At 48.2% G+C, this 16,920-nt stretch carries 22 protein-coding genes; 19 read left to right on the plus strand and 3 right to left on the minus strand.

The features are described from left to right. Positions 1-115: 115 nt before the first annotated feature. Positions 116-2,356 carry an SEC10/PgrA surface exclusion domain-containing protein gene (locus STRDD11_RS12575; protein ID WP_128837589.1) on the minus strand — a complete coding sequence of 747 codons (2,241 nt, stop codon included), beginning with the start codon at positions 2,354-2,356 and terminating at the stop codon, positions 116-118. Positions 2,357-2,550: 194 nt separating this feature from the next. Beyond that, complete coding sequence (locus STRDD11_RS12580) at positions 2,551-3,105, minus strand: histidine phosphatase family protein (protein ID WP_128837590.1); 555 nt, start codon at positions 3,103-3,105, stop codon at positions 2,551-2,553. Between the two features lie 97 nt (positions 3,106-3,202). On the opposite strand from STRDD11_RS12580, the gene polA reads away from it, so the two are divergent. From polA to STRDD11_RS12595, 3 genes are all read left to right on the plus strand, one after another. Further along, positions 3,203-5,851: a DNA polymerase I gene (gene polA / locus STRDD11_RS12585; RefSeq protein WP_128837591.1), complete on the plus strand. Its 2,649-nt coding sequence runs from the start codon at positions 3,203-3,205 to the stop codon at positions 5,849-5,851. Between the two features lie 332 nt (positions 5,852-6,183). Next, entirely contained in the window at positions 6,184-6,621 is a 438-nt protein-coding gene (locus tag STRDD11_RS12590) for a CoA-binding protein (RefSeq protein WP_128837592.1), read from the plus strand. A gap of 1 nt (position 6,622) precedes the next feature. Then, positions 6,623-7,126, plus strand: coding sequence for a kinase (locus STRDD11_RS12595; RefSeq protein ID WP_128837593.1), 504 nt, complete (start codon positions 6,623-6,625; stop codon positions 7,124-7,126). 43 nt (positions 7,127-7,169) lie between these two features. On the opposite strand, the gene STRDD11_RS12600 is transcribed toward STRDD11_RS12595, so the two are convergent. Further along, on the minus strand, positions 7,170-8,009 hold the full coding sequence (locus STRDD11_RS12600; RefSeq protein WP_128837594.1) for a DUF975 family protein: 840 nt from the start codon (positions 8,007-8,009) through the stop codon (positions 7,170-7,172). A gap of 139 nt (positions 8,010-8,148) precedes the next feature. Between STRDD11_RS12600 and tgt the strand changes: the two genes are divergently transcribed. From tgt to rplE, 16 genes are all read left to right on the plus strand, one after another. Then, positions 8,149-9,291 (plus strand): tRNA guanosine(34) transglycosylase Tgt, encoded by a 1,143-nt coding sequence (tgt, locus tag STRDD11_RS12605; protein WP_128837595.1) that lies wholly within the window; start codon positions 8,149-8,151, stop codon positions 9,289-9,291. 22 nt (positions 9,292-9,313) lie between these two features. Then, positions 9,314-9,940, plus strand: coding sequence for a uridine kinase family protein (locus STRDD11_RS12610; RefSeq protein WP_128837596.1), 627 nt, complete (start codon positions 9,314-9,316; stop codon positions 9,938-9,940). 378 nt (positions 9,941-10,318) lie between these two features. Beyond that, positions 10,319-10,627, plus strand: coding sequence for a 30S ribosomal protein S10 (rpsJ, locus tag STRDD11_RS12615; RefSeq protein ID WP_002894478.1), 309 nt, complete (start codon positions 10,319-10,321; stop codon positions 10,625-10,627). Positions 10,628-10,829: 202 nt separating this feature from the next. After that, complete coding sequence (rplC, locus tag STRDD11_RS12620) at positions 10,830-11,456, plus strand: 50S ribosomal protein L3 (protein ID WP_128837597.1); 627 nt, start codon at positions 10,830-10,832, stop codon at positions 11,454-11,456. A 24-nt stretch (positions 11,457-11,480) separates the two neighbouring features. Next, positions 11,481-12,104, plus strand: a complete 624-nt coding sequence (gene rplD, locus STRDD11_RS12625; protein ID WP_128837598.1) for a 50S ribosomal protein L4 — start codon at positions 11,481-11,483, stop codon at positions 12,102-12,104. After that, complete coding sequence (locus STRDD11_RS12630) at positions 12,104-12,400, plus strand: 50S ribosomal protein L23 (protein WP_128837599.1); 297 nt, start codon at positions 12,104-12,106, stop codon at positions 12,398-12,400. Before rplD ends, STRDD11_RS12630 begins: the two co-directional genes overlap by 1 nt. Positions 12,401-12,417: 17 nt before the next feature. Then, positions 12,418-13,251, plus strand: coding sequence for a 50S ribosomal protein L2 (gene rplB, locus STRDD11_RS12635; RefSeq protein ID WP_128837600.1), 834 nt, complete (start codon positions 12,418-12,420; stop codon positions 13,249-13,251). A 103-nt stretch (positions 13,252-13,354) separates the two neighbouring features. After that, on the plus strand, positions 13,355-13,636 hold the full coding sequence (gene rpsS, locus STRDD11_RS12640) for a 30S ribosomal protein S19 (protein WP_000533766.1): 282 nt from the start codon (positions 13,355-13,357) through the stop codon (positions 13,634-13,636). 11 nt (positions 13,637-13,647) lie between these two features. After that, on the plus strand, positions 13,648-13,992 hold the full coding sequence (gene rplV / locus STRDD11_RS12645) for a 50S ribosomal protein L22 (protein ID WP_009443859.1): 345 nt from the start codon (positions 13,648-13,650) through the stop codon (positions 13,990-13,992). A gap of 12 nt (positions 13,993-14,004) precedes the next feature. Continuing rightward, the gene (gene rpsC, locus STRDD11_RS12650) at positions 14,005-14,658 is read left to right on the plus strand and encodes a 30S ribosomal protein S3 (protein WP_061591882.1); all 654 of its coding nucleotides are present in this window, start codon (positions 14,005-14,007) and stop codon (positions 14,656-14,658) included. A gap of 3 nt (positions 14,659-14,661) precedes the next feature. Beyond that, positions 14,662-15,075: a 50S ribosomal protein L16 gene (rplP, locus tag STRDD11_RS12655; RefSeq protein ID WP_018376775.1), complete on the plus strand. Its 414-nt coding sequence runs from the start codon at positions 14,662-14,664 to the stop codon at positions 15,073-15,075. 9 nt (positions 15,076-15,084) lie between these two features. Next, positions 15,085-15,291, plus strand: a complete 207-nt coding sequence (rpmC, locus tag STRDD11_RS12660) for a 50S ribosomal protein L29 (RefSeq protein WP_128837601.1) — start codon at positions 15,085-15,087, stop codon at positions 15,289-15,291. Between the two features lie 23 nt (positions 15,292-15,314). Then, complete coding sequence (rpsQ, locus tag STRDD11_RS12665; protein WP_128837602.1) at positions 15,315-15,575, plus strand: 30S ribosomal protein S17; 261 nt, start codon at positions 15,315-15,317, stop codon at positions 15,573-15,575. A gap of 25 nt (positions 15,576-15,600) precedes the next feature. Further along, positions 15,601-15,969 (plus strand): 50S ribosomal protein L14, encoded by a 369-nt coding sequence (rplN, locus tag STRDD11_RS12670; protein ID WP_128837603.1) that lies wholly within the window; start codon positions 15,601-15,603, stop codon positions 15,967-15,969. A gap of 73 nt (positions 15,970-16,042) precedes the next feature. Then, complete coding sequence (rplX, locus tag STRDD11_RS12675; protein WP_128837604.1) at positions 16,043-16,348, plus strand: 50S ribosomal protein L24; 306 nt, start codon at positions 16,043-16,045, stop codon at positions 16,346-16,348. 23 nt (positions 16,349-16,371) lie between these two features. Next, on the plus strand, positions 16,372-16,914 hold the full coding sequence (rplE, locus tag STRDD11_RS12680; protein WP_128837605.1) for a 50S ribosomal protein L5: 543 nt from the start codon (positions 16,372-16,374) through the stop codon (positions 16,912-16,914). The last annotated feature ends 6 nt before the right edge of the window (positions 16,915-16,920 follow it).

Here is a 16,920-nt window from a genome sequence, read left to right on the forward strand (position 1 = left end):
TTTTTAAAAATTTAGTTCTGTCCCACCGCCATCTCTCTGCGAGTGAGGGCGCAGCCATCGTGGAAGTCTGTCCCAGCCTCGTTATATTTTTTGAGAGTCCTGCTTTTCAGCGGTCTTATTCAGCCTTGCGGCGTTTTCCGAAAGCCAGACCCAGTGCAGAGAGCAGTCCTATGCCTGCAAGGGCCAGGGGGGATTGGGCAGAGCCTGTTTTAGGCAGAGCTGCAGCCGGTGCCTGATAGATTGGAGCTGGTTTGACCCCTGTCTTGCTTCCGGTTGCCCTTACTTTTAGGACTTGTTGTTCGCCTTTCACATCCAGTTTGGCCGGATCTTCTGCCTCAAGCGCTGCGAGAGCTGCTTTCAAAGCCTCCAGTTTTGCACTTTCGGTTTGATAAGCCTCTTCCTTGCTGGCCAGATCTGCTTTTGCCTCATTGAGATCTGCTTCTGCTTTCTTGAGAAGGGCAGGAGCATTTTGCAGGCGGTAAACATAATCTTGTGCAGCTTGAACAGCTTTTTTCACCTCTGCCAAGGCTGTAGCTGCAGCGGCAGCCTTTTCTTGGGCTGCAGCGGTAGCTGCTTTGAGTTCAGCAAGTTCTGCATTGGCTGCCTCGGCAGCTTGTTGGGCTCTTGCTTGTGCTGCTTCTTTTTCTTTCAAGCTTGTCTGTGCATGAGCGAGAGCAGCAAGTCTGGCTTTGGTCTCTTCAGAGGCCGTTTTCTTGCTGTTTTCAAGCGCTGTTTCGTAAGCGCGTTCTTGCTTGGCTAATTGGTCTTTAGCAGTTTGAACAACTTCGCGAAGCAATGGTGCAGCCTCCCGCTTGTTCTGAGCGTTGGTCAAGGCACGCTGAGCTGCGTCTAGCTTAGCCTGTGAAGCCGCTAAATCTTTACGGGCAGCATCCGCTTCTTTGAGATCTGTATTTGGATTGATCAAGGCTGCTGTGATTTTAGAAGCATCTTTGATGTCGCTGCTGTTGTTTGGGAACAGCAGGAATTGGATGCGGTTGATAATCCCATCATTGCTGAATCCTACCCCCATATAAGCACCCTTTTTCTGACGGTCAAGATGTCCAACTGTTTTTTGAGCAGAAATGGTGCTTCGTTCGCCAATGCTGTCTCCCAGATCAAAAAGCTGGAATTTGATAGTATCGTAGATGGTTTTTTTCAGGTAATCGACAGATACATTTTCTTGGCTGGCCAGATTAGGGTATGAACCAAGTTCATGAGTGATGGATGGTCTGTATCCAAACTGATTCAGTCCGAATTTAGCCACCACAGCTTCTGGGATGGATACACCTGAAGTCACAGGCTGTTTTTTAAGGGAGGTATATTTTTCTTCTTGGGCTGCTTTGCTCAAGGCTGCTGCATAGTCCATGCTGTTTTGGGTTAGGGTGACCAGTGCGGTGCCTGCCTGCTGGCGGATTTGATTGATCAGATCCTGAGCATAGTAGTTGATTTCCAAAAGAATGTCACTGGGAATGGCATTGATGCTGACCATACGCTGTGCATCTTTCTGGCTGCTGATGTAGTTGTTGCTGGATTTGAGCCTTGCCGCTTCTGTGGCAAGAGTTCCCTGTGCTTCAGCTGATAATTTGGAAGTTCCGTTGATATTATTGCTTTTGATGGCATTGATATAGGCTGGAGAGAGGGTGAAGGTATTGTGAACTTGGTCCAGCGAAGAAACTTTGGCTTGTTTTTCGTTGACTTCAGCCTGAGCCGCTTTTATATCTGCCTGAGCTTGGTCGATTGCTGCTTGGCGTTTGGCATCCTCAGCTTCGGCTGTTTTCAGCTGTTCTTGGTAAGAAGTCAGGTGATTTTGAGCCTTGTCAAGTTCAGCTTTTGCTTTGGCGACTTCTTCGTTTATCAGTTTCTCGTCAACAGCTTTTTGCGCTGCAGCCACCGCATCCTGAGCCGCTTTTGTTTCAGTTTCTGCCTGAGCCGCTTTGGCCTGAGCATCCTGAGCTGTAGTTGCCTGCGTATTTTCTGCAGTTTTGGCGGCATCAAGAGCAGCTTGAGCTTGGTTGTTTGCTGTTTCAGCCGGAGCGACTTTCTCCTCAGCCTCTGTCACAGCTGCCTGAGCTTGTGCAATATTTTGTGCATTTGCGTCCGCATTGTCCTTTTGGGCTGTTTCAAGCTTGCTTTCAGCTGCAGCCGCTTGTTCTTTAGCCTTATCAACGGCTTCTTTAGCTTTGCTGACCTGCTCGCTTTGCTGCTGAACGGCTGCTTGGCTGACAGGGCTTGTCTTGTCTTGACTTGCAGGTGCAGCTGTATCTGCTGAAGCCGTATCTGCAGCTACGGTCTGCGTGATACCGGCGCTGGCAAGAATGGCTGCGCCTAAAATGAAGTGTTTTGGAATGTTTTTCATCTTTTTCCTCCTAACATGTTAATAGTATAAAGGAAAAAGCTTTAAATGTCAAATTATTTCCATATTTTTATAAGAAAAATTCCAGATTTATTCTAGCACTTCCAAAAAAGCATGGTGATTCTGACGGTTTGCCATCCCACAGGCTGAATCTTCCGGCACAATTGCTTCCGTTTGGAACTTTGCTTCTATGGAAATCAGCTGTCCTTTTTTAAAGGATGGGAAAGTGTGTCCTTCTGCCCTACCATCAGCACATCAGGCATGGCTAGTCTGCGCCAGAAATAATAGTCAATTTGGGGGTCAAAGTATTGTAAAAGGATACAGATGAGGTTGCCGTGGGAGCTGAGGACAATGTGCTCCTGATGGTGTTTTGCTTCCAGCTCCTGAAGGAAGCCTAGCGCACGTTTCTGAGCAGCCAGATTGGATTCGCCGCCTGCAAGGGCAAAGTCGGGCTGCGACCAAAGTTGTTTCAGGCAGCTTTCAAATTCTTGGTCAGTAATTATTTGACTGCTTAGTTTCCGCTCCACCAAGCGCTCATCGATTTGGATGGGGAGGTTTAGCTTCTGAGCTAGCGGTTCGATTGTTTGTATGGCTCTCTGATAAGGGCTGGAATAGACTGCGGTGATGGGTTTTTCTGTCAAAAAATCCAGCTGATCCAGTGCTGCCCTGCCGGTTTCTGACAGAGGACGGCCGGTTTCGTCCGGACTGTAAGCCGAGTGCGCATGACGGATAAAGTAGTAGGTATTATTCATAAGATGATTGTATCAAAATTTAGTTCTCATCACATTTTCTGCTATTTTCCACACCGCCTTTTCTGTCTTTGTCCGCCTTTCGTGTTATAATATTCCTATGGAAAATAAGAATAAACTACTGTTAATCGACGGTTCGTCCGTTGCTTTCCGTGCTTTCTTTGCACTGTACAATCAGATAGACCGCTTCAAGAGTCCGTCGGGCCTGCATACCAATGCCATTTATGGTTTCCACCTCATGCTCAATCATCTCATGGAGCGGGTGCAGCCGACCCACATTTTGGTCGCTTTTGATGCCGGCAAGACCACTTTTCGGACTGAGATGTATGCCGACTATAAGGGCGGCCGGGCCAAGACACCCGATGAATTCCGCGAGCAGCTGCCCTTTATCCGGGAAATGCTGGGCTATCTGGGCATACGCTACTACGATCTGCCCCAGTACGAGGCGGATGACATTATCGGAACCTTGGATAAAATGGCCGAAAAGACGGCTGTGCCTTATGATGTGACCATTGTCAGCGGCGACAAGGACCTGATTCAGCTGGCTGATGACAATACCGTGGTGGAGATTTCTAAGAAAGGCGTGGCCGAGTTTGAAGAGTTTACTCCTGCCTATCTCATGGAGAAAATGGGCATCACTCCGGCTCAGTTCATTGACCTCAAGGCGCTGATGGGCGATCAGTCGGACAATATCCCTGGAGTGACCAAGATTGGCGAAAAGACCGGCCTCAAGCTCCTTTGGGAGTATGGTTCGCTGGAAAATCTCTATGACAAGATTGACCAGCTTAAGGCCTCTAAGATGAAGGAAAATCTGATCAAGGACAAGGAACAGGCGTTCCTGTCTCAGAAGCTGGCGACCATTGATACCCAGGCACCGATTGAAATCGGGCTGGAGGATCTGGTCTACAGCGGACCGAAGGTGGCTGAGCTCCTCAAGTTCTATGAGGAAATGGGCTTCAGGCAGCTCAAGCAGGCCTTGGAAGCTGAGGCGGCACCGGCAGCAGCACCGGCGGAAATCAGCTATGAAGAAGTAAAGGAAGTCACAGCTGATATGCTGGATGCAGCGGCTTTCTTTCACTTTGAACTATTGGGCGACAATTACCACACTGAGGATATGGTCGGCTTTGCCTGGGGAACGGCAGAAAAGATTTATGCCTGCCGAGATGCCCGTCTGTTGCAGCAGCCGCTCTTTAAGGACTTTTTAGAAAAAACAGCCCTCAAGGTCTATGATTTCAAGCGAGCCAAGGTGCTGCTCAGCCGTTTGGGCATTGAGCTTTCCCGGCCTGCCTTCGACAGCCGTCTGGCCAAGTATCTCCTGTCCACGGTGGACAATAATGAGATTGCGACCATTGCCGGCCTTTACGGCCGCACAGCCTTGGCATCTGATGAGGCGGTTTACGGCAAGGGCGCCAAACGGGCTCTGCCAGATGATGAGGCGCTGCTCAGCCATTTGGCCCGAAAAGTCGCGGTGCTGCTGGAAACAGAAGCGCCAATGATTGACCAGCTGCGGGAGCATGACCAGCTGGATTTGCTGCTGGAGATGGAGCAGCCGTTGGCTTTTGTTCTGGCCAAGATGGAAATCGCCGGCATCAAGGTTCAGCGGGAAACACTGCAGACCATGCAGGCTGAAAATGAGGGGGTTCTGGCCCAGCTGACTCAGGAAATCTATGATTTGGCAGGCGAAGAATTTAATATCAACTCCCCTAAACAGCTGGGCTCCATTCTCTTTGAAAAACTCGGCCTGCCGCTGGAATTGACTAAGAAAACCAAGACCGGCTACTCAACAGCCGTGGATGTGCTGGAGCGCTTGGCACCGATTGCTCCTATCGTTGAAAAGATTCTGGAATACCGCCAGATTGCCAAGATCCAGTCTGCCTATGTCATCGGTCTGCAGGAGGCTATTTTGCCTGACGGCAAGATCCACACCCGCTATGTGCAGGATCTGACCCAGACCGGCCGCCTGTCCAGTGTTGATCCCAACCTGCAGAATATCCCGGTGCGTCTGGAGCAGGGCCGCCTGATTCGCAAGGCTTTTGTGCCAGAGTGGGAGGACAGCGTCCTGCTCAGCTCGGATTATTCTCAGATTGAGCTGCGGGTTCTGGCTCATATTTCGGGTGATGAGCATTTGATTGATGCCTTTCGGCACGGAGCCGACATCCATACTTCGACCGCCATGCGGGTCTTTGGCATCGAAAAGCCGGAGGATGTGACGGCCAATGACCGCCGCAATGCCAAGGCTGTCAACTTTGGAGTGGTCTACGGTATTTCAGACTTTGGCCTGGCCAATAACCTGAGCATCAGCCGCAAGGAGGCCAAATCCTATATTGACACCTACTTTGAGCGCTATCCCGGTATCAAGGCCTATATGGAAAATGTCGTGCGCGAGGCGCGGGACAAGGGCTATGTAGAAACCCTCTTTCACCGCCGCCGGGAAATTCCTGACATCAATTCCCGCAATTTCAATGTCCGAGGTTTTGCCGAACGGACGGCCATCAACAGCCCGATTCAGGGCAGCGCGGCGGATATTCTTAAAGTGGCCATGATCAATCTGGACCGGGCGCTGACCGAGGGCAAATACCAAGCCCGCATGCTGCTGCAGGTCCACGACGAAATCGTTCTGGAAGTGCCCAATACGGAGCTGTCAGCCGTCCGCCGGCTGGTCAAGGACATTATGGAAGCCGCTATTGAACTCAAAGTACCGCTGGAAGCAGATGAAAATGCAGGCCAGACTTGGTATGAAGCGAAGTAAAACAAGATACAGAGGCCGTAAAAAACGAAAGAAAATTAGGAAATTCGACGAAGCATCGATGATTTTAGGAGAATGTATCTATTTTCTCAAGTTTTTAGGCCGGATTCAACTAAGATATCAAGGGCGTAAAACACAAAGTGAAAATAGGGAACGGATGAAGCGTTCGACGAATGCGAGGACGACCATCTTTTTCACACAGTGTTTAGGCCGGATTCAGTTGAGTTCATCTATACGCTAAAAATCTACCCCGGAGCAAAACTTTTCGACTCTGGGGTGGATGTTATTTCGGAAAGCCTTTTCAAAATATGCTATCAACTAATTGGAGGAAATCCATGACCTATCATTTTCAAAATCCCAGCGATGGAATTGTTAAACACTACTTAGAAAGCAGCAAGGTGATTGCTGTTGTAGGCCTGTCCGACCGAGAGGAAGCGACCAGCCATCGTGTGTCAAAGGAGATGCAGCAGCGGGGCTACCGCATCATCCCGGTCAATCCGCGGGCGGCAGGCGGTCAGATTCTGGGCGAAACTGTCTATGCCAGCCTGCAGGACATCCCTTTTCCGGTAGATATTGTCGATGTTTACCGCCGCAGTGAGTTTCTGCCGGATGCGGCGCGTGATTTTTTGGCGGCGGATGCTAAGATTTTCTGGGCCCAGCTGGGTCTGGAAAATAAAGAAGCTGAGCAGATTCTGCGAGCGGCCGGCCGGGACGATATGGTCATGAACCGCTGCATCAAGCGCGAACACAGCCGGCTGGTTTTAGGAGAGTGAGATGGCCAGACTAGTCATTATCCGAGGCAACTCCGGCTCTGGCAAGACCACGCTGGGCCTCAGGCTGCAGGAACATTTTGGCCGCTGCACGCTGCTGATTTCCCAAGATACCGTCAGGCGGGACATGCTCAAGGAAAAGGTTGAGCCGGGAAATTTGTCTATTGACCTGGCGGAAACACTGGCTCGCTTTGCTTATGAGCATGATTTACTGGTCTTGGTAGAAGGGTTTTATGAGACAGATATTTACGGGCAGATGCTAGAGCAGTTGAAAAAGCTCTTCGCTCCGCATGTCTTTGCTTACTACTATGACCTATCCTTTGAAGAAACTGTCCGTCGTCACCGAACCAGAGCTAAGCAGCAGGAATTTTCCCCAGACGATATGCGGCGCTGGTGGCAGGAGCGAGATTTTCTGGGCTGGGAGGCCGCCTTTTTTAGAGATGGGGACAGTCTGGAAGCGGCTTTTGATCGGATTGTTCGGGATTTGAAGGGTGCAGAAAAAGGCTGAGTTCAGCGAACTTCAGCCTTTTTATATAGGTGCTAAGCAGCAATCAGCCCAGCTTTTTCTCTTGTCTAATCTTCTCATAAAAGAGAACCTGAGCCGCGCTTATGTAAGGGTAGACGGTTATGCCTGCGATGCCGTATGTCAGACCAATCAGGATATACCAGCCAATGAAGCTCAGATCCAGCAGGAAACGGTCCCATTTTCGGCCTTTCATCAGCCGGCGGCTCTGACGGAGGACCTGAAAGGGGCCTTTATAGGTGCCGGAATGGAGCTGGTCATAGAGGATATAGTCAGTCTGAGAATATGCGTAGGCCTGTGGGATAAAGACTGCTGTGCCGGCTGCCATGAGGAGCAAGCCTAAAAACATGCCGGGGGCATATTGGAGAATCTCCAGGACTTCCGGACTTTGACTTGTCAGGGAGCTGGGGTTGGGAATTCTGTCATAGATGCTGATCGTTTTATAGGAATTGAAAGTTGTCAGCAGCAAACCGGCTAAGGTCAAAGCATTCCATAGGAGAAGCAAAAGCTGCTTGACCAGCATAGTAGCAAAGATGGGGCCGAAAAGCGGTTTGGAGAAAATTCGGTTAATATCAGAAAATCCGACTTCCTCCCTCTTTTTACGGACTACTTCCATCAAGCTGAAGCTGGCAGACAAAAACAGCAGAGTCAGGATAAACTGGATGATGCGCGGCCCAATTTCCCGGCTGGCAAGAAAGACGATTGTCTGCTGGAAGGAAAGGGCCGGGATGATCTCTCGCAGGTTGAGGTCTAAGGCCAGCAGGTAGCTGATGATAGAAATAAGGGTCGGACCTGCAAATAAAAGAAAGATTCCCCTTGTCTGACTGCGAATGCTGCGTGCCTCGGCACGAATCTCCTGTAAATTCATGAAAACTCCTTTTCTATTGTTTCATTATAACATACCTGATGACAGACGCAGCATTTTTTGATAAAATCATACGGTATGCGGCGGATTAGCCGCGCAATAGAATGGACTAGGACTGTCTTTCCTGGTCTCGGAGGTAATAATGTCAGATTCGCCGATTCAATATCGCTTAATCAAGAAAGAAAAACACACCGGTGCCCGTCTGGGGGAGATCATCACTCCCCACGGCACCTTTCCAACGCCCATGTTTATGCCGGTCGGTACCCAGGCTACGGTCAAGACCCAGTCGCCGGAGGAGCTCAAGCAGATGGGCTCTGGCATTATCTTGGCCAATACCTATCATCTCTGGCTGCGGCCCGGTGATGAGCTGATTGCCCGAGCTGGCGGTCTTCACAAGTTCATGAACTGGGACCAGCCTATTCTGACGGACAGCGGCGGTTTTCAGGTCTATTCCTTGGCAGACAGCCGCAATATCACCGAGGAAGGGGTGACCTTTAAAAACCACCTCAATGGCTCCAAGATGTTTCTGTCGCCGGAAAAGGCCATTTCCATTCAGAACAATCTGGGCAGCGACATCATGATGTCCTTTGATGAATGCCCGCAGTTTTACCAGCCTTATGACTATGTCAAGAAGTCCATTGAGCGAACCAGCCGCTGGGCGGAGCGTGGACTCAAGGCTCACAGCCGCCCCCATGACCAAGGTCTCTTTGGCATTGTGCAGGGGGCAGGCTTTGAGGATTTACGCCGTCAGTCCGCTCAGGATTTGGTCAGCATGGACTTCCCAGGCTATTCAATCGGCGGGCTGGCTGTCGGTGAATCGCATGAAGAAATGAATGCTGTCTTAGACTTCACTGCACCGATGCTGCCGGAAAATAAACCGCGCTATCTCATGGGAGTGGGAGCTCCGGACAGCCTCGTTGATGGCGTCATTCGCGGGATTGACATGTTTGACTGTGTCCTGCCGACCCGGATTGCCAGAAACGGCACCTGTATGACCAGCCGGGGCCGTTTGGTGGTGAAAAATGCCCAGTTTGAAGAAGACTTTACGCCGCTGGATCATGACTGCGACTGCTACACCTGTCAGAATTATACGCGGGCCTATATCCGTCACCTGCTCAAGGCTGATGAAACCTTTGGCATCCGCCTGACCAGCTATCATAATCTTTATTTCTTGGTCAATCTAATGAAGAAAGTCCGGCAGGCTATTCTGGATGACAACCTGCTGGAATTCCGTGAAGATTTTGTCGAGCGCTATGGCTACAACAAGTCCAGCCGCAATTTCTAATGTTTTTAAGTAGGAGAACGGAATGGACCAAACGGCATTATTGGAACATTTGACTGCCTATCTGTCGGACGGTCAAAGGCATAGTCTGAGAATCTTCGGGCACGGGGCTTCCGGGAAGTCGACATTTGCGCGGGATTTGCAGTTAGGACTGGGAAAAGAGCGGGCCAATCTGCTGGAAACAGATCCTTATGTTATTTCGGGCGGCTATCGGAATTTGCTGGCGCCCAGAGATTTCCCCCGTCAAACAGTTACGGCCTGTCTGCCAGCGGTTCATGAACTCAGTAGTTTAGAGCGGGATATTCGCGCTCTGCAGTCTGGTCTGGATATGCTGACGATTCATACAGCTTGGTCTCCCAGCCGGCGTCTGTCAGCAGATAAGCCGATTTTGCTGGTCGAAGGCATGTCGGCAGCCTTTCTGCCCAAGGAGCTTTTTGATCTGTCTATCTGTTTTTATACAGATGATGAGACCGAATTAGAGAGGCGCCTTGACAGAGATGTAGCCCATCGTCATCGGGATCAGGAGTTTGTCTGTCAAGCTCATCAGACTAGGCGGGACCAATATCGCTGTTATTACAAACAGACTGAGAGCGAAGCGGATTTTCTGATAAACACGTCGCAAAACCAATTTCGAATCGAAAAAGAAAAATAACAGAGAGAGGCTGAGACAGACTCCCATGATGGCTGCGTCCTCACCCACAGAGGGATGTACCTTTGGGAAGATACCGTATAAAAGTGTTTCAGTCTCGCTTTGTTCTGGTCAAAAACTCTTGACGCGGTTCCTCTGTTTCACCGTTATGTTAACTGGAAACCACTTTCAGCAACAATTATCCGGAAAATCTTTAAAAAATCTCTCAAATCCCTTGCAATGCCTGCGTCTTTGTGTTAAGATACTATGGTGCTGTAAAAATACAGCGTGTAGCTTTGATGCAAGAGGTTGCGACACGCTCGGTTGCATTGCCACGCAACCGCCTGTCGGTTTTCTTGCGGAGCTAGCCTATTATCTTAAATAGACGAAAAGGAGAAAAAGATGGCAAACAAAAAAATCCGTATCCGTTTGAAAGCATACGAACACCGTACACTTGATACAGCGGCTGCAAAAATCGTAGAAACTGCTACTCGTACAGGTGCTGAAGTTGCGGGTCCAATCCCACTTCCAACTGAACGCAGCCTCTACACCATCATTCGCGCGACTCACAAATACAAAGACTCTCGCGAACAATTTGAAATGCGTACCCACAAACGCTTGATTGACATCATCAACCCAACTCAAAAAACAGTTGATGCGCTAATGAAGCTGGATCTGCCAAGCGGTGTGAACGTAGAGATTAAACTTTAATCTAAATTAAGAAATCGTTCAAGTGAAACTGAACACGGGCTAAGAGCTGTGCAAAAAAGATAAACTTCCTAGTGTTCATCGAACACGGCGTCAGTTTCCTATTTTTGCTTGGCTCTTGACGCCCTTGGTATCTTAATCCTGAGCATGAAAAACGCTCGTTAAAAACTTTTTGAATAATTTATAGAAAAGGAAACATTTTCTCATGACAAAAGGAATCTTAGGGAAAAAAGTGGGAATGACGCAAATCTTCACTGAAGCTGGCGAATTAATCCCTGTAACTGTTATTGAAGCAGCTCCAAACGTTGTTCTTCAAGTAAAAACAGTTGAAACAGATGGTTACAACGCTGTTCAGGTCGGTTTCGATGATCTTCGTGATGTATTGAGCAACAAACCTGCCAAAGGCCATGTAGCGAAAGCTAACACAGCTCCTAAGCGCTTCATTCGTGAATTCAAAAACATTGAAGGCTTGGAAGTTGGAGCAGAAATCACTGTTGATACATTCGAAGCTGGTGATGTTGTTGATGTAACAGGAACTTCAAAAGGTAAAGGTTTCCAAGGTGTCATCAAGCGCCACGGCCAATCACGCGGTCCGATGGCTCATGGTTCACGCTACCACCGTCGTCCTGGTTCAATGGGGCCAGTTGCGCCTAACCGTGTTTTCAAAAACAAACACCTGGCTGGACGCATGGGCGGCAACCGCGTTACCATTCAAAACCTTGAAATCGTACAGGTTGTTCCAGAGAAAAACGTTATCCTCATCAAAGGAAACGTACCTGGTGCTAAGAAATCTCTTATCACTATCAAGTCAGCAGTTAAAGCTGGTAAATAATAAAGAAAGGGGAAATCAGTCACAATGGCAAACGTAACATTATTTGACCAAACTGGTAAAGAAGCTGGTGAAGTGGTCCTGAACGATGCAGTATTTGGTATCGAACCAAACGAATCTGTTGTCTTTGATGTCATCATCAGCCAACGCGCTAGCCTCCGTCAAGGAACTCACGCTGTTAAAAACCGTTCTGCAGTATCAGGCGGCGGACGCAAACCATGGCGTCAAAAAGGAACCGGACGCGCTCGTCAAGGTTCTATCCGCTCTCCGCAATGGCGCGGCGGTGGTGTCGTATTCGGCCCAACTCCTCGTTCATATGCCTACAAACTTCCGCGTAAGGTTCGTAGATTGGCACTGAAATCAGTTTATTCTGAAAAAGTTGCTGAAAACAAATTCGTAGCTGTAGACAGCCTTTCATTTACAGCTCCAAAAACTGCTGAGTTTGCAAAAGTGCTGGCCGCACTGAGCATTGACACAAAAGTTCTTGTCATCCTTGAAGAAGGCAATGACTTTGCTGCACTTTCAGCCCGCAACCTTCCAAATGTGAAAGTTGCAACGGCAACCACTGCAAGTGTCCTTGACATCGTAAACAGCGACAAACTTCTTGTCACTCAAGCAGCTATCTCTAAAATTGAGGAGGTTCTTGCATAATGAATTTGTATGACGTCATCAAAAAGCCTGTTATCACTGAAAGCTCAATGGCTCAGCTGGAAGCAGGAAAATATGTATTTGAAGTGGATACCCGCGCGCACAAACTTCTGATCAAGCAGGCTGTTGAAGCTGCTTTCGAAGGAGTAAAAGTTGCCAACGTCAACACTATCAATGTAAAACCAAAAGCAAAACGCGTTGGACGTTATACTGGTTTTACCAACAAAACTAAAAAAGCCATCATCACGCTGGCAGCTGATTCTAAAGCAATCGAGCTGTTCGCTGCTGAAGAAGAATAATCTAAGGAGGAAATATCGTGGGAATTCGTGTTTATAAACCAACAACAAACGGCCGCCGTAATATGACTTCTTTGGATTTCGCTGAAATTACTACCAGCACTCCAGAAAAGACCCTGCTCGTTTCACTGAAGAGCAAAGCGGGCCGGAACAACAACGGCCGCATCACTGTCCGCCATCAGGGCGGCGGTCACAAGCGCCACTACCGTTTGATTGACTTCAAACGGAACAAAGATGCTGTCGAAGCGGTTGTTAAGACAATCGAGTACGATCCAAACCGTTCAGCTAACATCGCTTTGGTGCACTACACTGACGGGGTCAAAGCTTACATCATTGCGCCAAAAGGTCTTGAAGTTGGCCAACGCATCGTATCAGGTCCTGAAGCAGATATTAAGGTCGGAAATGCTCTTCCGCTTGCCAACATCCCAGTTGGTACTCTGGTTCACAACATTGAGCTGAAGCCAGGCCGCGGCGGTGAATTGGTCCGTGCTGCCGGTGCATCTGCTCAGGTTCTTGGACAAGAAGGCAAATACACACTGGTTCGTCTGCAATCCGGCGAAGTTCGGATGATTTTGGGCACTTGCCGTGCGACGGTCGGTGTTGTCGGAAATGAACAGCATGGCCTTGTCAATCTTGGTAAAGCTGGACGCAGCCGCTGGAAAGGCATCCGCCCAACGGTTCGCGGTTCTGTTATGAACCCGAACGATCACCCGCACGGTGGTGGTGAAGGTAAGGCACCAGTCGGCCGCAAAGCGCCATCTACTCCATGGGGCAAACCTGCTCTTGGTCTGAAAACTCGTAACAAAAAAGCGAAATCAAACAAACTGATTGTTCGCCGCCGCAACGAGAAATAATGAAAAACTAGCCGCCTAAGCAGCTAGCAGATCCGCCAGCTCGGTAGCGCTGCTTGGTCAGCGCAGGCCGCTGTGGTACTTATTTAAAGGAGAAAATATAAAAATGGGACGCAGTCTTAAAAAAGGACCTTTCGTCGATGAGCATTTGATGAAAAAAGTTGAAGCTCAGGCTAATGACGAAAAGAAGAAAGTCATCAAAACTTGGTCACGTCGTTCAACGATTTTCCCAAGTTTCATCGGTTACACAATCGCAGTCTATGACGGACGTAAACACGTACCTGTTTACATCCAGGAAGACATGGTAGGTCACAAGCTTGGTGAGTTTGCACCGACTCGTACTTACAAAGGTCATGCTGCAGACGACAAGAAAACACGTAGAAAATAAGGAGAACATAAATGGCAGAAATTACTTCAGCTAAAGCAATGGCTCGTACAGTGCGTGTTTCACCTCGTAAAACTCGTCTAGTTCTTGACAATATCCGTGGTAAAAACGTCGCTGACGCAATCGCAATCTTGAAATTCACTCCAAACAAAGCTGCCGGCATTATCGAAAAAGTATTGAACTCTGCAATCGCTAATGCTGAAAACAACTTTGGTTTGGAAAAAGCTAACTTGGTAGTATCTGAAGCATTCGCAAACGAAGGACCGACTATGAAACGTTTCCGTCCGCGTGCGAAAGGCTCAGCTTCGCCAATCAACAAACGCACCAGCCACATCACAGTGGTCGTTGCAGAAAAATAAGGAGGTAACATCGTGGGTCAAAAAGTACATCCAATTGGTATGCGTGTCGGCATCATCCGTGATTGGGATGCCAAATGGTATGCTGAAAAAGAATACGCGGATTACCTTCATGAAGATCTTGCAATCCGTAAATTCGTTCAAAAAGAATTGGCTGACGCAGCAGTTTCAACTATTGAAATCGAACGCGCAGTAAACAAAGTAAACGTTTCTCTTCATACTGCTAAACCAGGTATGGTAATCGGTAAAGGCGGAGCAAACGTAGATGCACTCCGTGCAAAACTGAACAAACTGACTGGCAAACAAGTCCACATCAACATCATCGAAATCAAACGTCCGGATCTGGACGCACACCTTGTTGGTGAAGGCATTGCCCGTCAATTAGAGCAGCGTGTGGCTTTCCGCCGCGCTCAAAAGCAAGCAATCCAACGTACGATGCGTGCTGGAGCAAAAGGGATTAAAACTCAGGTTTCAGGCCGTCTCAATGGTGCAGATATTGCCCGCAGCGAAGGCTACTCTGAAGGAACTGTTCCGCTTCACACTCTGCGTGCAGATATCGATTATGCTTGGGAAGAAGCTGATACTACTTATGGTAAACTGGGCGTTAAAGTTTGGATTTACCGCGGAGAAGTTCTTCCGGCTCGTAAAAACACTAAAGGAGGTAAATAACCAATGTTAGTACCTAAACGTGTTAAACACCGCCGCGAGTTCCGCGGAAAAATGCGCGGCGAAGCTAAAGGCGGCAAAGAAGTAGCCTTTGGAGAATACGGTCTTCAGGCAACGACCAGCCACTGGATCACCAACCGCCAAATCGAAGCTGCCCGTATCGCCATGACTCGTTACATGAAACGTGGCGGTAAAGTTTGGATTAAAATCTTCCCGCACAAATCCTACACTGCCAAAGCAATCGGTGTACGGATGGGATCTGGTAAAGGGGCTCCTGAAGGCTGGGTAGCACCGGTTAAGCGTGGCAAGGTCATGTTTGAAATCGCCGGTGTATCCGAAGAGGTTGCCCGCGAAGCGCTTCGTTTGGCCAGTCACAAGCTGCCAGTTAAGTGCAAGTTCGTCAAACGTGAAGCAGAATAAGGAGAAGGCATGAAACTTAATGAAGTAAAAGAATTTGTTAAAGAACTTCGTGGTCTTTCTCAAGAAGAACTCGCGAAGCGTGAAAATGAATTGAAGAAAGAATTGTTTGATCTTCGTTTCCAAGCAGCTACCGGCCAATTGGAAGAGACAGCCCGTCTGAAAGAAGTGAAAAAACAAATCGCTCGTATCAAGACTGTTCAGTCAGAAGTGAAATAATAGACTAGGGAAGGAGAATTTCAATGGAACGCAATAATCGTAAAGTTCTTGTCGGACGCGTTGTTTCTGACAAAATGGACAAAACCATCACAGTTGTAGTTGAAACAAAACGGAACCACCCAGTCTATGGTAAACGTATTAACTACTCTAAAAAGTACAAAGCTCATGATGAAAACAATGTTGCCAAAGAAGGCGATATCGTCCGCATCATGGAAACTCGTCCGCTTTCAGCTACCAAACGCTTCCGCCTTGTAGAAGTCGTTAAAGAAGCGGTCATCATCTAATCAAACCAGAAAGGAGAAAAGTTAAATGATTCAAACAGAAACTCGTTTGAAAGTTGCTGACAACAGCGGCGCGCGCGAAATCTTGACAATCAAGGTACTCGGTGGTTCAGGACGCAAGTTCGCTAACATCGGCGATGTTATCGTTGCATCTGTCAAACAAGCTACTCCTGGCGGTGCGGTTAAGAAAGGTGACGTTGTAAAAGCTGTTATCGTTCGTACTAGATCAGGTGCTCGCCGTAAAGATGGTTCATACATCAAGTTCGACGAAAACGCTGCAGTCATCATCCGTGAAGACAAAACCCCTCGCGGAACCCGTATCTTCGGCCCTGTTGCCCGCGAACTGCGCGACGGCGGCTTCATGAAGATCGTGTCGCTGGCTCCAGAAGTACTTTAATCTGAAAGCAAACTAGTCCCCTGGTTTTCCAGGGTGCCCCTTGGGCGTAAGAAATTTTAAGGAGAAAACTCTAATGTTTGTAAAAAAAGGCGACAAAGTTCGCGTAATTGCTGGCAAGGATAAGGGCGTTGAAGCTCTTGTTGTAACAGCACTTCCAAAAGTAAATAAAGTTGTTGTTGAAGGCGTCAACCTCGTCAAAAAACACCAAAAACCGAACAACGAAAACCCTCAAGGAGCTATCGTTGAAAAAGAAGCGCCAATCCATGTGTCAAATGTTCAAGTGCTTGACAAAAATGGCGTTGCAGGACGTGTCGGCTACAAGTTTGTAGACGGCAAGAAAGTTCGTTACAATAAAAAATCAGGCGAAGCGCTTGATTAATCACGAAGGAAAGGAGAAGTATAATGGCTAATCGTTTAAAAGAAAAATATCTTAAAGAAGTAGTTCCTGCTTTGACAGAGCAATTCAACTACTCATCTGTCATGGCTGTGCCAAAAGTGGATAAAATTGTTTTGAACATGGGTGTCGGCGATGCTGTTTCAAATGCTAAAAATCTTGAAAAAGCGGCTGAAGAGCTGGCTCTGATCTCAGGTCAAAAACCACTGATTACTAAGGCTAAAAAATCAATCGCCGGCTTCCGTCTTCGTGAAGGTGTAGCGATCGGCGCTAAGGTTACTCTGCGTGGTGAACGCATGTATGATTTCTTGGATAAATTGGTTTCAGTATCCCTTCCGCGTGTTCGTGACTTCCACGGTGTTCCGACAAAATCTTTTGACGGACGCGGAAACTATACACTTGGTATCAAAGAGCAGCTGATTTTCCCAGAAATCAACTTTGACGATGTCGACAAGACCCGCGGTCTTGATATCGTTATCGTCACAACAGCTAATACTGACGAAGAGTCGCGCGCATTGCTTACAGGCCTTGGAATGCCTTTTGCAAAATAAAATAGG

It is taken from the genome of Streptococcus sp. DD11, from assembly GCF_001578865.1.
In the GTDB taxonomy this organism is placed as follows: Bacteria; Bacillota; Bacilli; order Lactobacillales; family Streptococcaceae; genus Streptococcus; species Streptococcus panodentis.

What these genes read in the sequence shown, in the direction of transcription:
- rplN (WP_128837603.1), top strand. Translation starts at nt 15,601, where the DNA reads ATGATTCAAACAGAAACTCGTTTGAAAGTTGCTGACAACAGCGGCGCG.
- rpsJ (WP_002894478.1), top strand. Translation starts at nt 10,319, where the DNA reads ATGGCAAACAAAAAAATCCGTATCCGTTTGAAAGCATACGAACACCGT.
- STRDD11_RS12580 (WP_128837590.1), bottom strand. Translation starts at nt 3,105, where the DNA reads ATGAATAATACCTACTACTTTATCCGTCATGCGCACTCGGCTTACAGT.
- STRDD11_RS12630 (WP_128837599.1), top strand. Translation starts at nt 12,104, where the DNA reads ATGAATTTGTATGACGTCATCAAAAAGCCTGTTATCACTGAAAGCTCA.
- rpsQ (WP_128837602.1), top strand. Translation starts at nt 15,315, where the DNA reads ATGGAACGCAATAATCGTAAAGTTCTTGTCGGACGCGTTGTTTCTGAC.
- STRDD11_RS12575 (WP_128837589.1), bottom strand. Translation starts at nt 2,356, where the DNA reads ATGAAAAACATTCCAAAACACTTCATTTTAGGCGCAGCCATTCTTGCC.
- tgt (WP_128837595.1), top strand. Translation starts at nt 8,149, where the DNA reads ATGTCAGATTCGCCGATTCAATATCGCTTAATCAAGAAAGAAAAACAC.
- STRDD11_RS12590 (WP_128837592.1), top strand. Translation starts at nt 6,184, where the DNA reads ATGACCTATCATTTTCAAAATCCCAGCGATGGAATTGTTAAACACTAC.
- rpsS (WP_000533766.1), top strand. Translation starts at nt 13,355, where the DNA reads ATGGGACGCAGTCTTAAAAAAGGACCTTTCGTCGATGAGCATTTGATG.
- rplX (WP_128837604.1), top strand. Translation starts at nt 16,043, where the DNA reads ATGTTTGTAAAAAAAGGCGACAAAGTTCGCGTAATTGCTGGCAAGGAT.
- rplV (WP_009443859.1), top strand. Translation starts at nt 13,648, where the DNA reads ATGGCAGAAATTACTTCAGCTAAAGCAATGGCTCGTACAGTGCGTGTT.
- rplE (WP_128837605.1), top strand. Translation starts at nt 16,372, where the DNA reads ATGGCTAATCGTTTAAAAGAAAAATATCTTAAAGAAGTAGTTCCTGCT.
- STRDD11_RS12600 (WP_128837594.1), bottom strand. Translation starts at nt 8,009, where the DNA reads ATGAATTTACAGGAGATTCGTGCCGAGGCACGCAGCATTCGCAGTCAG.
- rplD (WP_128837598.1), top strand. Translation starts at nt 11,481, where the DNA reads ATGGCAAACGTAACATTATTTGACCAAACTGGTAAAGAAGCTGGTGAA.
- rpmC (WP_128837601.1), top strand. Translation starts at nt 15,085, where the DNA reads ATGAAACTTAATGAAGTAAAAGAATTTGTTAAAGAACTTCGTGGTCTT.
- polA (WP_128837591.1), top strand. Translation starts at nt 3,203, where the DNA reads ATGGAAAATAAGAATAAACTACTGTTAATCGACGGTTCGTCCGTTGCT.
- STRDD11_RS12595 (WP_128837593.1), top strand. Translation starts at nt 6,623, where the DNA reads ATGGCCAGACTAGTCATTATCCGAGGCAACTCCGGCTCTGGCAAGACC.
- STRDD11_RS12610 (WP_128837596.1), top strand. Translation starts at nt 9,314, where the DNA reads ATGGACCAAACGGCATTATTGGAACATTTGACTGCCTATCTGTCGGAC.
- rplC (WP_128837597.1), top strand. Translation starts at nt 10,830, where the DNA reads ATGACAAAAGGAATCTTAGGGAAAAAAGTGGGAATGACGCAAATCTTC.
- rplP (WP_018376775.1), top strand. Translation starts at nt 14,662, where the DNA reads ATGTTAGTACCTAAACGTGTTAAACACCGCCGCGAGTTCCGCGGAAAA.